The organism is Sphingomonas sp., assembly GCF_042096255.1.
Taxonomy (GTDB): domain Bacteria; phylum Pseudomonadota; class Alphaproteobacteria; order Sphingomonadales; family Sphingomonadaceae; genus Sphingomonas.
Genome location: NZ_JBELLZ010000027.1, coordinates 1 through 13894 on the forward strand (window position 1 = coordinate 1; position 13894 = coordinate 13894).

14 protein-coding genes are annotated in these 13894 nt (G+C 70.3%); 6 read left to right on the forward strand and 8 right to left on the reverse strand.

Translation table 11 applies throughout. From position 1 onward, the window contains the following. Positions 1–96: NAD(P)-binding domain-containing protein (locus tag ACFDTH_RS07280; protein ID WP_375286889.1), on the reverse strand; the 96-nt coding region annotated here is incomplete at its 3' end. A 133-nt stretch (positions 97–229) separates the two neighbouring features. On the opposite strand from ACFDTH_RS07280, the gene ACFDTH_RS07285 reads away from it, so the two are divergent. The 3 genes from ACFDTH_RS07285 (at position 230) to ACFDTH_RS07295 (ending at position 3609) form a co-directional block, all read left to right on the forward strand. Continuing rightward, positions 230–1471 carry a threonine ammonia-lyase gene (locus ACFDTH_RS07285; RefSeq protein ID WP_375286865.1) on the forward strand — a complete coding sequence of 414 codons (1242 nt, stop codon included), beginning with the start codon at positions 230–232 and terminating at the stop codon, positions 1469–1471. Positions 1472–1610: 139 nt separating this feature from the next. After that, on the forward strand, positions 1611–2387 hold the full coding sequence (locus tag ACFDTH_RS07290; protein WP_375286866.1) for an arginyltransferase: 777 nt from the start codon (positions 1611–1613) through the stop codon (positions 2385–2387). 70 nt (positions 2388–2457) lie between these two features. Further along, positions 2458–3609 (forward strand): calcium-binding protein, encoded by a 1152-nt coding sequence (locus ACFDTH_RS07295; protein ID WP_375286867.1) that lies wholly within the window; start codon positions 2458–2460, stop codon positions 3607–3609. Positions 3610–3734: 125 nt separating this feature from the next. Here the strand turns inward: ACFDTH_RS07295 and ACFDTH_RS07300 are convergent, their stop codons facing one another. From ACFDTH_RS07300 to ACFDTH_RS07315, 4 genes are all read right to left on the reverse strand, one after another. Continuing rightward, complete coding sequence (locus ACFDTH_RS07300; protein ID WP_375286868.1) at positions 3735–4532, reverse strand: transglutaminase domain-containing protein; 798 nt, start codon at positions 4530–4532, stop codon at positions 3735–3737. Further along, the gene (locus ACFDTH_RS07305; protein ID WP_375286890.1) at positions 4532–5470 is read right to left on the reverse strand and encodes an alpha-E domain-containing protein; all 939 of its coding nucleotides are present in this window, start codon (positions 5468–5470) and stop codon (positions 4532–4534) included. Before ACFDTH_RS07305 ends, ACFDTH_RS07300 begins: the two co-directional genes overlap by 1 nt. Next, the gene (locus ACFDTH_RS07310) at positions 5470–6969 is read right to left on the reverse strand and encodes a circularly permuted type 2 ATP-grasp protein (RefSeq protein WP_375286869.1); all 1500 of its coding nucleotides are present in this window, start codon (positions 6967–6969) and stop codon (positions 5470–5472) included. The genes ACFDTH_RS07305 and ACFDTH_RS07310 overlap by 1 nt, the downstream gene beginning before the upstream one ends. Positions 6970–7037: 68 nt before the next feature. Next, positions 7038–9050, reverse strand: a complete 2013-nt coding sequence (locus ACFDTH_RS07315; protein ID WP_375286870.1) for a protein-disulfide reductase DsbD family protein — start codon at positions 9048–9050, stop codon at positions 7038–7040. A gap of 33 nt (positions 9051–9083) precedes the next feature. Between ACFDTH_RS07315 and ACFDTH_RS07320 the strand changes: the two genes are divergently transcribed. Beyond that, positions 9084–10703 (forward strand): alkaline phosphatase family protein, encoded by a 1620-nt coding sequence (locus ACFDTH_RS07320; protein ID WP_375286871.1) that lies wholly within the window; start codon positions 9084–9086, stop codon positions 10701–10703. A gap of 126 nt (positions 10704–10829) precedes the next feature. Here the strand turns inward: ACFDTH_RS07320 and ACFDTH_RS07325 are convergent, their stop codons facing one another. The 3 genes from ACFDTH_RS07325 to ACFDTH_RS07335 are packed head-to-tail and all read right to left on the reverse strand — an operon-like array spanning position 10830 to position 12313. Beyond that, positions 10830–11366: a hypothetical protein gene (locus ACFDTH_RS07325; protein ID WP_375286872.1), complete on the reverse strand. Its 537-nt coding sequence runs from the start codon at positions 11364–11366 to the stop codon at positions 10830–10832. Positions 11367–11408: 42 nt separating this feature from the next. Then, positions 11409–12047: a hypothetical protein gene (locus ACFDTH_RS07330; RefSeq protein ID WP_375286873.1), complete on the reverse strand. Its 639-nt coding sequence runs from the start codon at positions 12045–12047 to the stop codon at positions 11409–11411. Beyond that, a complete protein-coding gene (locus ACFDTH_RS07335) occupies positions 12044–12313 on the reverse strand; it encodes a PadR family transcriptional regulator (RefSeq protein WP_375286874.1) in 270 nt (89 codons plus the stop codon). The genes ACFDTH_RS07330 and ACFDTH_RS07335 overlap by 4 nt, the downstream gene beginning before the upstream one ends. Positions 12314–12441: 128 nt before the next feature. Here ACFDTH_RS07335 and ACFDTH_RS07340 point away from each other — a divergent pair, with 128 nt between their 5' ends. Together ACFDTH_RS07340 and ACFDTH_RS07345 are read left to right on the forward strand one after the other, a co-directional pair. Next, positions 12442–12792 carry a CrcB family protein gene (locus tag ACFDTH_RS07340; protein ID WP_375286891.1) on the forward strand — a complete coding sequence of 117 codons (351 nt, stop codon included), beginning with the start codon at positions 12442–12444 and terminating at the stop codon, positions 12790–12792. After that, a complete protein-coding gene (locus tag ACFDTH_RS07345; RefSeq protein WP_375286875.1) occupies positions 12789–13880 on the forward strand; it encodes an RluA family pseudouridine synthase in 1092 nt (363 codons plus the stop codon). The genes ACFDTH_RS07340 and ACFDTH_RS07345 overlap by 4 nt, the downstream gene beginning before the upstream one ends. The last annotated feature ends 14 nt before the right edge of the window (positions 13881–13894 follow it).

Below are 13894 nucleotides of genomic sequence, written 5' to 3' on the forward strand. Positions count from 1 at the left end.
GGTGCGATTATACACGGTGACGTCGTGGCCCGCGCGGGCGAGGTGCCCGGCCATGGGCGCGCCCATCACGCCGGTGCCGATGAAAGCGATCTTCATGGGCGCCGGCCTAGCTGTGGCAGGGATTTTGGTCTAGGCGCGTCGCTCCCGTCCGGGCGGCAAGGCTTGGCCCCCTCGGGATTGCCCGAGGACGGAAGCCCTTCGACTTCGCTCGGCGCGAGCGGAGGTTCAGTTGGCGTCAGCGGCAAAAGCGCAGGTTACCCTTCCTGTCTCGATCGAGGACGTGCGTGCCGCGCACATGCGCATCCGCGACAGCATCGTCCGCACCCCCACACTGATCAGCCGCACGCTCAGCGCGCTCACCGGCGCCACCGTCTATCTGAAGTTCGAGAACCTGCAGTTCACCGCCGCCTACAAGGAGCGCGGCGCGCTCAACACCCTGCTCCAGCTGTCGGACGACGCGCGCGGCAAGGGCGTGATCGCCGCCTCGGCGGGCAACCATGCGCAGGGCCTCGCCTATCACGCCAACCGGCTCGGCATCCCCTCCACCATCGTGATGCCGCGCAACACGCCCACGGTGAAGGTGGTGCAGACCGAGGGGCATGGCGCCAATGTGGTGCTGGAGGGCGACACGTTCGACGCCGCCTCCGCCCATGCCCGCGTGCTGGAGGCGGAGTGCGGCTACACCTTCGTCCACCCGTTCGACGATCCGCGCGTCATCGCCGGCCAGGGGACGGTGGCAATCGAGATGCTGGAGGACGTGCCGGAGATCGACCTGTTCGTCACGCCGATCGGCGGCGGCGGGCTGATCAGCGGCATGGCCACGGTGGCGCGGGCCGCCGGGCGCCCGATCGAGGTGGTCGGCGTGGAGGCGGAGCTGTTCCCCTCCATGTACAACCGCATCAACGGCACCGACATGGCCTGCGCGGGCGACACTTTGGCCGAGGGCATCGCGGTCAAGGAGCCGGGCGCGATCACCTCGGCGATGGTCGCCGAACTGGTCGACGACATCGTGCTGGTATCGGAGCGGAGCCTGGAGGAGGCGGTCAGCCTGCTCCTCCAGATCGAGAAGACGGTGGTGGAAGGCGCCGGCGCCGCCGGGCTCGCCGCGCTGATGCAGCATCGCGAGCGGTTCGCCGGTCGCACGATCGGCGTGGTGCTGTGCGGCGGCAACATCGACCCGCGCCTGCTCGCCTATGTGCTGCTGCGCGATCTCGCGCGCTCGGGGCGCATGGCGCGACTGCGCATCCGGCTGCAGGATCAGCCCGGCGCGCTCTACAACGTCGCGCGCATCTTCGACGCCCAGCGCGTCAACATCCTTGAGCTGGCGCATCAGCGCATCTTCACCAACCTGCCCGCCAAGGGTCTCAGCCTAGATGTCGAGTGCGAAACCCGCGATCGGGCCCATCTCGACCGGCTGCTCGCCGCATTGCAGGCGGCAGGATACGAGACCCGCCTGGTCGAACTGGCCTGATCCGGCACGGTTCGCGCCACTGGAAAGCATGACCCGCCTTCGTTAACCACAACCGGGTGGTATACCCGCTTTTCACCTTCCGCGCGGCGACTCATATGCGGGGGCAAGGCGCGCCGTCGCGCCAAGGGGACTGCCAACGGTGACCGCGCCTTTCCGTTATCCGCGCTTCTTCGTCACCTCCCCGTCGCCTTGCCCGTACCTGCCCGGCCGGCAGGAGCGGAAGGTGTTCACCGAACTGAGTGGGCCCCATGCGGGCGAGCTCAACGACGCGCTGGGCCGGATCGGCTTCCGGCGCAGCCAGGGCGTCGCCTATCGGCCCAGCTGCGCTGGATGCAGCGCCTGCGTGTCGGTGCGTGTCGTCACCGATGCGTTCCGCGCCAACGCCACCCAGCGCAAGCTGCTGCGCCGCAATCAGGACCTGCACGTCACCGCCTGTCGCCCTTGGGCGACCGAGGAGCAGTTCGCGCTGCTCCGGCGGTATCTGGCCGATCGCCATCCGGGTGGCGGCATGGCGGGGATGGACGAGGACGATTATTCGGACATGATCGAGCATTCGCCGGTCAACTCGGTGATCGTCGAGTATCGCGAGCCGGATGTTGACGGTGGTCCCGGCCGGCTCGTCGGCGCCTGCCTGACCGACCGGCAGGCGGATGGCCTTTCGATGATCTACAGCTTCTATGACCCGACGCATGCAGACCGGCCGGGCCTGGGCAACCTGATCATCCTGGACCACATCCTGCGCGCGCGCGCCGCGGGCCTGTCCTATGTCTACCTAGGTTATTGGGTGAAGGGTTCGCCCAAGATGGCGTACAAGACGCGCTATCGCCCGATGGAGATGCTGACGCCGATGGGGTGGCGCCAGATGCCCGCGGAGAATCCGACCGAAGCGGATGCGCCTTTGCGCGCGGTCGCTTGACGCGACGCATCCGTGTCACGGAAGACTGCCAACCGGTTTCGCGAGCGACTCGCAACTGAAGGGGGCAGGCATGGCGATCAAGACCGGGGAAGACGATCTCATCGGCAGCAACGGCGCGGACATTCTGATCGCGCTGGCGAAGCAGGGCCGCGAGCGGGCGGAGTTGAGCGGCGGCGCGGGCAATGATGCGCTGATCGCCGGACACGCCCCCGTGTCGGTGGACGCCGGTTCGGGCAATCGCGACCGCGCAACCGCGATCAGCCTGGATGATCCGGCGCTGTGGTCAAAAGCGGCCAACCCGCTGATCGGCGAGGCCTTCATTCCGCACACCACAATAGTCGGCACCGGCGCCAACGAGGCGGACTGGTTCAGCTTCACCGTCGACCGGGCATGCACGATCACTTTCGACGTCGACTTCGCCGATGGCGGCGTCGGCGGCGCGTCCTGGGACCCTTGGATCGCGATCTGGCGCGGCGAGCAGGGCCTGTGGAACTTCACGGACGGCGACCCCGCCGCCGGCGGGCTCGGCTCGGTCAGCGGCCGCGACACCTATTTCTCGGTCGATTTCCGGCCCGGCACCTATTTCATCGAACTGTTCGGCTTCGGCGCGCCGATCGACCGCACGGTTCCGGACGGCGCCTCTTACGTCCTCAACATCTCCGCGACCAAGCATGCGGTCGGCGCCGTGACCGCGGTGTCGGGCGATGACCTCGACGGTGGAGCGGGCAACGATTACCTGGTCGGCAACGGCGGAGAAGACATGCTGGCGGGCGGCATCGGCCGGGATCGGCTCTATGCGGGCGGCGGCGACGACCGGCTTCTCGGCGGCGGCGGTCGCGACGTGCTGGACGGTGGAGCCGGTGCCGACCTGCTGCACGGCAATGCGGGCGCCGACCTGCTGACCGGCGGCGCCGGGGCGGACACGTTCGTGCTACGCCGCCTTCCCGGCGCCGGAAAGGCCGACACGATCACCGACTTTGCCGCCGGTGAGGACCGCATTGCGATCGGCGGGCGCTTCTTCGACTTGCCGAAGGGTGCGCTCGACGCCTCGGCATTCCACATCGGCACCGCGGCAGCGGACGCCGGCGACCGCATCCTCTACGACGCGGATGCCGGCACGCTGCTGTTCGACGCGGACGGGAACGGCGCGGGCGCGGCGGTGCTGTTCGCGAACGTCGGCACCGGCCTGTCGCTGACCGCCGCGGACTTCCTGGTGATCTGATCCAGGCGACAGGCCGACGTCCTCAGGTTGGGTCCGTCCGTCATCGCGAGCGCAACGAAGCAATTCAGGGCTCCACGTGCGCTGGATTGCTGCGCTGCGCTCGCAATGACACTTTCCGTCCCGCGTCAGTCCTCGGGCTGGACGCGGACCTCCACGTCCAGCCGCTCGTCCCCCTCGCCCAGCCGCGATCCCGCGACCGGCGCAGCGCCGATCGCGTCCAGCGCCGAGGCGATGCGGACGTGGTGTTCCTCCGGCGAGAGACCCAGGGTGGGATCGAAGCCCACCCAGCCGAGATCGTCGACCCACGCCTCCGCCCAGCCATGGGGTGTCGGGCGGCGATCGCCGGTGAGGTCGCAATAGCCGGAGACGTAGCGCGCGGGCACGCCGAGGCTGCGAGCGGCGGCGATGAACAGGTGCGCGGCATCGCGCGCGGTGCCCTCTGCTGCGGCGAACACCTCCGCGGCGGTCCTGCCCGCCTCCGGCCGTCCGCAATCGCGCGATACATGCGCCGCAACCGCCCGGTTGAGCCGATGCAGCACCTCGATCCGGTCGCCGCCCGCCAGATCGGCGGCAAAGGCACGGATCAGCGTGTCCGCCTCTGTCAGCGGCGTCGAGCGCAGGAACAACGCCTCGGGCAGCGGCTCGAACGTACCGCGCAGCACGCCGTCCGAATGGCTGGTCACCACCTCGCCAGCAACGGTGATCTCGATCGAGTCCACCGGACCCTCGCAATAGAGCATGGTGGTGCAATTGCCGAAGCCGTCGCGGTGGCGGCGCATGCGCGCGTCGCAATCCACTGCGACATGCCAGGAGGCGACCGTCTGGTCGTGCGTGTTCTCCGGCGTCATCCGCAACAGCTGAACGATGCGGCCCTGGGGGGCGCTAAAGCGGTAGCGGGTGAGATGATCGATCGAGAGGCGCATCAGATGGAGAACCGGAACTGGCGGCCGATCGCGGCATGGAGCTGCGCATTCTCGGCGATGAAGGCTTCGAGATGCTGGTGGAGCCCACTGGCGATCGCCTCGCTCGACCGGGTGCGGGTGACGCGCGACTGGCGCAGCCGCGCCATCCGGTCCGCCTCGCCATGGCTGCCGGTCTGGCGCGCGAGCGCGTTGAGGATTTCGACCACCTCCTCGCTCGACGCCGCCAGGCTGCGCGGCAGCTCGGCGCGCGCGAGCAGCAGGTCGATGACGTTGAAGGGATCGAGCCCCTCATTGTACAGCCAGCGATAGGCGGTCACCGCCGAGACGGTCTGGAGGATGGTGGTCCATTGGTCGCGATCGACCACCCCGCCGACCCGCTCGCCCTCCGGCAACAACAGATGGTATTTCACGTCGACCAGCCGCGCGGTGTTGTCCGCGCGCTCGATCGCTTGGCCCAGCCGGATGAACAGGGTCACCTGGTTGCGCAGCATGCGATGGATCGCGCCCTCGAAGCCGCGGGTCTCGGCGAGCACCGCCTCGGTCAGCGCAAGCACGCCGCTGGGGTCGTTCGCATGATGGCCGCGCGCGAACACCAGCCACGCGCGGTTAATCGCGGTCCAGGCCTCGCGCGTCAGCGCCACGCGCACCGCGCGCGCGTTACTGCGCGCCATGTCGAGGCAGCGGATGATCGAGCCGGGATGCGAGCCATCGCGGGTGAGGAAGCGCGCCACCGCGGCAAGCTCGACCGGCGCCTCGGTGGCGGCAAAGGCCTCGCTGCTGTCGGTGACCGCCAGCGCCGACTGCCACGCCGCCTCGCCGGCGGGGTGCGGCGAGAGCACGTCGAGGCGGACGGTCGCCTCCACCAGCCGCGCGATGAAATCGGCGCGCTCGACATAGCGGCCCAGCCAGTAGAGCGACGAGGCGACGCGGGCGAGCATCATGCCGCGCCTCCCTGCACCTGCGTCATCCCGCTCCCGCCACTCGTCTGAACCTGCGACTGGCTCTGGCGCGGCGCACCGTCGAGCAGGACGAAACTGTCCTTGGTGCCACCGCCCTGCGACGAGTTCACCACCAGCGACCCGGCCTTGAGCGCGACGCGGGTAAGGCCGCCGGGCACCACCTGCACGCCCTTCGATCCGGTCAATACGAACGGCCGGAAGTCGACGTGGCGCGGCGCCAGCCCGCTCTCCGCCAGCGTCGGCACCGTGGAGAGCGCCAGCGTCGGCTGCGCGATATAGCGGTGCGGCTCCGCCTCCAGCGCGATCCGGAAGCGCGCGATCTCGTCCTTCGAGGCGGTGGGGCCGACCAGCATGCCATAGCCGCCCGAACCGTCGACCAGCTTGACCACCAGTTCGTCGAGATGGTCGAGCGTGTAGCGCAACGCCTCGGGCTCGCGGCAGCGCCAGGTCTCCACATTGGGCAGCTTGGGCTCGCCGCCCGAATAGAAGCGCACGATCTCCGGCATGTAGCTGTAGATCGCCTTGTCGTCGGCGATGCCGTTGCCCGGCGCGTTGAGGATCGCGACATTGCCCGCGGCATAGGCCGCGATCAGCCCCGGCACACCCAGCATCGAATCGGGGCGGAACACCAGGGGATCGAGGAAATCGTCATCGACCCGGCGGTAGATCACGTCGACGCGCACCCGCCCGGCGATGGTGCGCATGTAGACGACATCGTCGTCGACCACGAGGTCGGCGGCCTCGACCAGCTCGATCCCCATCGAATCGGCAAGGAAGCTGTGCTCGTAATAGGCCGAGTTGTAATGGCCGGGGGTCAGCACCACGCACACCGGCTTGGCGCTGCAGCCGCGCGGCGCCACCGAGCGCATCGTCTGGAGCAGCAGATCCGGATAGCTGTCCACCGGCGCGACGCGGAAGCGGCCGAACAATTCGGGGCACAGCCGCACCATCGCCTCGCGGTTCTCCAGCATGTAGCTGACGCCCGAGGGGGTGCGGGCATTGTCCTCCAGCACGAAGAATTCGTCCGGGCCGGTGCGAACCAGATCGATCCCGCAGATATGCGCCCAAACGCCGTGCGGCGGGCGGATGCCGGCGATCTCGGGGCGGAATTGCGGATTGCCGAGGATCAGGTCGGGCGGCAGCACGCCTTCGGCGAGGATGCGCCGCTCGCCATAGATGTCGTCGAGGAAAGCGTTGATCGCCTCCACCCGCTGGACCAGTCCTTCGGACAGTCGCGCCCATTCGCCCGGCAGGAACACGCGCGGCACGATGTCGAACGGGATGATCCGTTCGGCCGCATCACTTTCGCCATAAACCGCGAAGGTGATGCCGAGCTGACGGAAGGTGGCCTCGGCACTGTCCTGCCGGCGTTTCAACTCCTCGGGCGGGGTATCGGCGAGCCAGCGGCCAAGCGCCGCCAATTCGGGGCGCGCCTCGCCGCCTGCCCCCATGATCTCGTCGAATGGTTGACCGCCCATCAAGCTTCGTAACGCTCCCGATGCGATTCCGCCGCATGCTGCGCGGATTCGCTGCGGTGCACAAGCGATTAGAGCGCCTGAAGCATTCCCGGCGTCAGCACCTGCGGCAGCACGCGCGGTTCGGCAGCACCAGGGGCGTAGTAGAGATAGAGCGGCACGCCGGCGCGGCCCTGACGTTCGAGGAAGCGGCCGAGCGTGGGATCGCCGTCGGTCCAGTCGCCGACCAGCATTGCGACGCCCTTGTCGCGGAAGGCGGCGCGGGTGGCGGCGGTGTCGATCGCGGCCTTTTCGTTGACCTTGCAGGTGAGGCACCAGTCTGCGGTGAAATAGGCGAAGACCGGCTTGCCCTCCGCGCGCAACGCCGCGAGCCGGGGTTCGCTGAACGCCTGCGCGCCGGTGAGGGCGGGTGTGCGGGCGGCGGGGTGGACGAGCAGCGCGGCGGCGACACATGCGGCGAGCGCGGGGGCGAGCAGCCAGGCGCCGCCGCCGCGGGCCTGGCGTTGGCCGAACCACCACAGCGCCAGCGCGAGGATCGCCGTCGCGCCCAGACCGATCGCTAGGCCGCTCGCCCCCGCCTGCCGCCACAGCACCCAGGCTAGGGCCAGCGCGGTGAGCAGCATCGGCACCGCGAGGATGCGGCGGAAGCGCGCCATCCTAGGGCCCGGCTTCGGCAGGCGGCGGCGCAGCGCGGGGACGAAGCCGATGAGGAGGAACGGCAGCGCGATCCCCAGCCCCAGCCCGGAGAAGACCAGCAGCGCCGCCGCGGTGGGCAGCACCAGCGCCGCGCCGAGCGCCGCGCCCATGAACGGGCCGCTGCACGGCGTCGCCACGAAGGCGGCGAGCGCACCGGTAGCGAAGGCACCCGTCGCGCCGCCGCGGCTGGCGAAGCGCGGCGTGGGAAGTTCGAACAGGCCGGCGAGATTGAGGGTGATCGCCGAGACGAGCAGGAGCAGCAGCAGGATCACGCCGGGATGCTGGAGCTGGAACGCCCAGCCGAGCGTCGCGCCCCCCGCCCGAAACGCGAGCAGCGCGCCGCCGAGCGCGAGGCAGACGGAGACGACGCCTGCGCTATAGGCGAGTGCCTCCTGCCGTGCCGCCCGTGCGGTCTCGCCGGAACGGGCGAGGCTCAGCGCCTTGAGGCTGAGGATCGGGAAGACGCACGGCATGACGTTGAGCAGCACGCCGCCCGCGAGGGCACCGAGGAAGGCGAGCAGCGCCACGCGCCAGCCCATGTCCGTCTCTCCGGCTCCTACCGGCCCGGGCTGCGCCACAACCACCACGCCGCGGCGGGTGCCCGTTGCAAGCACGCCCAGCAGGCGGCCAGGCACCGCGGATCCCGCCCCGGTCTCCACGATCAGGCGATCGCCGGCACGCGTCACCGTCTGCGGCGCGGCATAGGCGATCGCGCCGCCGGTCAGCGGGTAGAAATAGACATCCTCGGCCGGCGCGTCGGCGGGGAACGGCACCATGAGGCGGAAGCGCCCGTCTGCCACCGCGAACCGTCCCTGCCCGCCCAGTGGCTTGGGCAAGGCGCGATACCAGCCGTCGAAGCGCGCGCGCACCGCCGGGTCCCGGGCGCCATCGCCGACCGTGAGCACGGTGGCGAGCTCCGCCTGTTCGGGCACGCACAAGGTGTCGCTGCACACCAGATAATCGGCAGTGACGCGAATCGGCAGGCGTGTTCCCTGCGGCAGGTTCGGCGGGACATCCAGGTCCACCAGCAGCGCATAGGGCCGCTCATAGACATAGTTCATCAGTCCGGCGACGATCAGCCGGCCGGGCACGGGATAGCGGATCGCGCCGGCGCGCACGCCCGCGGGCAGCGTCCAGTCGAGCCGCGTCTCGACGCCTGCGTCGCCGCCGTTCTTCCAATAGCCGTGCCAGCCCGGCGCGGGCGTCGCGGCCAACGCCAGCGTGACTCGGCTGCCCGTGGTCGGACGCGCGGTTTCGGGCACCAGCTCCATGGTCAGGTGGCGCGCGCCGCCAAGCTGCGCCTGCGCGGCGCCGCTCCACAAGGCGACGGAGAGGATCAGCGCCACCAGGGCGCGCGCGATGTTGCCTAGCACGAGGCCCCGGCCCATAGCGCACGCGTTCCCGCTTTGCACGAGGCCCCGATGCGCGCGTTTCTTGCCGCCCTGGCGCTTGCCGCCGCCCCCGCCGCCGCCCAGACCCAGTCGGCGCCCACGCCGCAGACGCCGCCCAAGCTGGTGGTGGCGATCTCGGTGGACCAATTCTCCGCGGATCTGTTCGCGCAATATCGCGGCCGCTTCACCGGCGGCTTCGCGCGGCTGCTGAACGGCGCGGTGTTCCCCAGCGCCTATCAGGGCCATGCCGCCACCGAAACCTGCCCCGGCCATTCCACCATCCTCACCGGCATGCGCCCCGCGCATACCGGCATCGTCGCCAACACCTGGGTCAACCAGAAGGCGCCGCGCGAGGACAAGCTCGTCTATTGTGCCGAGAACGAGGCGGTACCGGGCAGCAACCATGAGGCATATACCCCGTCCGACCTCCACCTGAAGGTGCCCACTCTGGGCGAGGCGATGAAGACGGCTAATCCCGCCAGCCGGGTCGTCTCGGTCGCCGGGAAGGACCGCGCCGCGATCATGATGGGCGGGCACAAGGTGGACGAACTGTGGTTCTGGAGCGGCAAGGCCTTCACCAGCTACGCCGGCCGCAAGGAGCCCGCCACCGTCACCCGCGCCAATGCCGAGGTGAGCGCGCTGATCGCAAGGCCGCAGAACGCGCTGCCGCTGCCCGGCTGGTGCGCGGGCGTTTCAACGCCGATACAGGTGGGGCCGCAGACTTTGGGTGCGGGCCGGTTCGAGCGGCAGGCGGGCGACGCCAAGGCGTTCCGCGCCTCCCCCGCGCTCGACACCGCCGTGCTCGGCATCGCTTATGGCCTCGCCAAGGACATGGCGCTGGGCAGGCAGGCCGCGCCCGACCTGTTGATCGCCGGCCTCTCCGCCACCGACTATATCGGCCATGCGACCGGCCCCGGCGGCGGCGAGATGTGCATCCAGATGCACGAGCTTGACCTGGCGCTCGGCGCTTTCTTCGAGGCGATGGACGCGCTGGGCGTCGACTATGAGGTGGTGCTCACCGCCGACCATGGCGGCCACGACATGACCGCGCGGCAGCAGCAGCGCGCAATGCCGATGGAGCAGTCGGTCGATCCGGCACTGTCGACCAAGGTGGTGAGCGACACGGTGGCGCGCCAGCTTGGCCTGTCGGGAGAGGTGCTGCTCGCCGCCGAGGGTGACGTCTACGTCGCTGACGCGGTGCCTGCGGCGAAGCGCCGGGCGGTGATCGACGCTGCGACGAAGATCTACCGCGCGCACCCGCAGGTCGCCGCGGTGCTCACCCGCCAGGAGATCGCGGCCACCCCGATGCCCAAATCCCCGCCCGAGACCTGGACGCTCGCCGAGCGCGCGCGCGCCTCGTTCGATCCCGATCGCTCGGGCGACTTCCTGATCCTCCTGAAGCCGCGCGTCACCGGCATCGCCACGCCGGGTGCGGGCTATGTCGCCACGCACGGCAGCCCGTGGGACTATGACCGCCGCGTGCCGCTGCTGTTCTGGCGCAAGGGGATGACCGGGTTCGAGCAGCCCTTGTCGGTGGAAACGGTGGACATCGCGCCGACGCTTGCCGCGACGCTGGGCCTGTCCATGCCCGGCGTGGACGGCCGCTGCCTGGACCTCGATCCCGGCGCGGAAGATACCTGCGCGCGCTGATACATGGCATGATCAACCTCAATCCGTTCGTGCTGAGCGAAGTCGAAGCACGTTGGGGAGCGTGACGCTTGCCCTTCGACTTCGCTCAGGGCGAACGGAGGTGGTGCGGTTCGAAAGGCACACCCGCTAGAACTGGTTGCTTCGCGTGCACACCGGCTTGTTCGGGCTCGCCTGCGGGAAGATGCGCAGGCGGCGCTTCATCCAGTAGCTGAGGTCCACCGTGACCTGCACCGCCACGCCGGGTCGCGTGTGGATCGCCTGATCGCCACGATTGCCCACGCCGGTATAGCAGACCGACCAGCCCCGCGCCCTGAGCCGCTTACCCACCGCCTGCACCGCATTCTGATCGTCTCGCACCCACAAGGTGAAATGGTCGAAGCCGGCGCGCCCGTCGCGGCCCGCCATGTCGACCGCGGCCTCGTACGGCCCCAGGCCGAGCAGATGCACGCCCGAGCGCCGGCAGCGCAGGCGGATGTTGTCCGATAGGCAATCGCCGAAGCCGGCGCGCCCGGCGTCGGCCAGGCTGCCGCTGACCGGCAGGCCTGCCCAGGCGCGGAACGGCGGGGGCGGCGGATAGGCGGGATCGCACCGCACCAGGAACACCAGCACCACGATCAGCACGCCGCCCGCCATCGCGGCGCGGTCGGCAAAGCCCCTGCCCATCCAAGCTCTCCTGCCTTGTGGAAACGCGAATGCGGCCGCGTGTCAGGGGGATCGCAACTCGGCGGCGGGCCAGTCGGCAGGCTCCTGCCATCGGGCGAGACGATGGATGGCGGCGAGTTCCAGCAGCACCACGCCGGCCTGCGCCAGCACGCGCGGATCGCCTAGGAACAGCACGCCGGCGCAGGCGACCAGAGTCAGCGCTGCCGACGCGTTGAACGTCCCGGTCGTCACCGCGCGGGCCCAGTCGCGCTCCACCACCAACCAGGCGAGCCGCAGATGCCCTGCCGCCAGCGCCAGCAGCAGGATCATCAAGCCGGGCACCGCGGCGCGATTGGCCGCCGTTACCGGAACGCCCGCGGGTGCCTGCGTGGCGGGCACATGGATCACGATCTCGGCGGCATGAAAGCCGGAGACCCCGCCCAGCACGCCCGTCACCAGCACCGCCGCCGGCAGCAGCAGGCCGAGCGCCAGCGCATGGCGGGCAAACGCGCCGCGTCCCTCGGCATGCGCCGGCAGCATCCGCCACGCCATGAACAGGCAGCCGAGCGCGAAGCCGAGTGGGCGGCGGTCCGCCACCGCCGCGTCGAACTCCGCCGCCATCGCCATGCCCCAGCCGCGACGGTGCGCGGGCAGGCTGCGGATCGCCACTGCCAGCAGCAGGCGGGACAGCGGCGCGGTCATGCGAGCGACACCCGGCCGGCGGCCTGCTCCGTCGAGGCCACCTCCCGCGCCAGCGCCACGCCCGCCGCGGTCAACCGGTAGGCATGCCGCGCCGGACGCCCCGGCTGCGCAGGTGCCTGCCACTCGGCCTCGACCAGCCCCTGGTCGGTCATCCGCATCAGCAGCGGGTAGAGCGTGCCCGAGAGCAGCCCGGTCTGCCTGATCAGGTCATAACCGTGCCGCCAGTCCGGCGCGCTGCCAAGAAGCGCCTCCAGAAGTGCCAGCATCTGCCGCGAAGGTTTGCGAACTCGGCCCATGGCCAAGAGACAACATATGTAGAGTTAGGAGTCAAGCCGCCGCGCGCGTTGACAGGGCATCGCCATCGGCGCACCCGCAGCCGGTGATATTTCTCGTGATGATCGGCGGCGCTTTGGGCGCGGGCGGACGCTATCTCGTCAGCCGGGCGACGCTCGCCGCCTTCGGCCCCGCTTTGCCCTGGGGCACGCTGGCGGTGAACCTCGCCGGCGGGCTGCTCATGGGCCTGCTGGTCGGCGCGCTCGCACGCGCGGGCGGTGGCGAGGCGTGGCGGCTGTTCCTGGGCGTCGGCGTGCTCGGCGGCTTCACCACCTTCTCCGCCTTCGCGCTGGAGACCGCCACCATGATCGAGCGCGGCGCGCTGCTCCTCGCCGCAGGCTACGCCGCCGCGTCGGTAATGGGCTCGATCGCCGCGCTGTTCGCCGGCCTTGCCATGGCGCGCGCGGCATGAGCGACGCGGTGCGCCAGTTCGCCATCGGCGAGGATGATGACGGCATCCGCGTCGATCGCTGGTTCAAGCGGCACCTGCCCGACACACCGTTTGCGCTGGTCGCCCGCTGGGCCCGCACCGGCCAGCTGCGGCTCGATGGCGCGCGCGTGACCCCCGGCGACCGGATCGCGATGGGACAGACGTTGCGCGTCCCTCCCGCCGAGGCGCCGCCCGAGCCGCGCGTCGCCGCCAAGCACACCCGGCCGCGCCCGGTGCTGAGCGACGATCAGATCGAGTTCGCCCGCGCGATGGTGCTCCACCAGGATGCCGCGGCGCTGGTGCTCAACAAGCCGCCGGGGCTCGCCACCCAGGGCGGCACCGGCACGCACGAGCATGTCGACGGGCTGCTCGACGCGCTGACCTTCGATCTGGAGACGCGACCGAAGCTGGTCCACCGGCTGGACAAGGACACCAGCGGTGCTTTGCTGGTCGCCCGCACCACCCGCGCCGCTGGCTATTTCGCCAAGGCCTTCTCGGGCCGTACCGCACGGAAGATCTACTGGGCGCTGGTAGTGGGCGTGCCCTCGATCGACGACGGCTTCATCGACCTGCCGATCGGCAAGCAGCCGGGCACGGGCGGCGAGAAGATGCATGTCGATGAGGCGGAGGGCCAGGCCGCGCGCACCCGCTATCGCGTGATCGAGCGCGCCGGCAATCGCGCCGCTTGGGTCGAGCTCCAGCCCCTCACCGGGCGCACCCACCAACTGCGCGTCCACATGAACGCGATCGGCCATCCGATCGTCGGCGACGGCAAGTACGGCGGCGCCGCGGCGTTCCTGACCGGCGGGATCAGCCGCAAGATGCACCTGCACGCGCGCCGCATCCGCGTCGACCATCCCGATGGTGGCCTGCTGGACGTCACGGCGCCGCCGCCGACCCATATCGCGGAGAGCCTCGCCACCCTGGGCTTCGAGGAAGCGGCGGGCGACCTGCCCGACGATACGCGCCCCCCGCCCACGCGCGAGGAAGCCAAGGCGCGGGCGCGGGCGCATGCTAAGACGGTGCGCAAGGCGCGGCGCGGTGAACGGCGGGGCCGCGGCGAGCGATAGGCGTCGCCCCCTCC

Coding starts and splice junctions, on each gene's coding strand:
- ACFDTH_RS07295 (WP_375286867.1), top strand. CDS start 2,458: ATGGCGATCAAGACCGGGGAAGACGATCTCATCGGCAGCAACGGCGCG.
- ACFDTH_RS07300 (WP_375286868.1), bottom strand. CDS start 4,532: ATGCGCCTCTCGATCGATCATCTCACCCGCTACCGCTTTAGCGCCCCC.
- ACFDTH_RS07305 (WP_375286890.1), bottom strand. CDS start 5,470: ATGCTCGCCCGCGTCGCCTCGTCGCTCTACTGGCTGGGCCGCTATGTC.
- ACFDTH_RS07310 (WP_375286869.1), bottom strand. CDS start 6,969: ATGGGCGGTCAACCATTCGACGAGATCATGGGGGCAGGCGGCGAGGCG.
- ACFDTH_RS07315 (WP_375286870.1), bottom strand. CDS start 9,050: ATGGGCCGGGGCCTCGTGCTAGGCAACATCGCGCGCGCCCTGGTGGCG.
- ACFDTH_RS07320 (WP_375286871.1), top strand. CDS start 9,084: ATGCGCGCGTTTCTTGCCGCCCTGGCGCTTGCCGCCGCCCCCGCCGCC.
- ACFDTH_RS07325 (WP_375286872.1), bottom strand. CDS start 11,366: ATGGGCAGGGGCTTTGCCGACCGCGCCGCGATGGCGGGCGGCGTGCTG.
- ACFDTH_RS07330 (WP_375286873.1), bottom strand. CDS start 12,047: ATGACCGCGCCGCTGTCCCGCCTGCTGCTGGCAGTGGCGATCCGCAGC.
- ACFDTH_RS07335 (WP_375286874.1), bottom strand. CDS start 12,313: ATGCTGGCACTTCTGGAGGCGCTTCTTGGCAGCGCGCCGGACTGGCGG.
- ACFDTH_RS07340 (WP_375286891.1), top strand. CDS start 12,442: ATGATCGGCGGCGCTTTGGGCGCGGGCGGACGCTATCTCGTCAGCCGG.
- ACFDTH_RS07345 (WP_375286875.1), top strand. CDS start 12,789: ATGAGCGACGCGGTGCGCCAGTTCGCCATCGGCGAGGATGATGACGGC.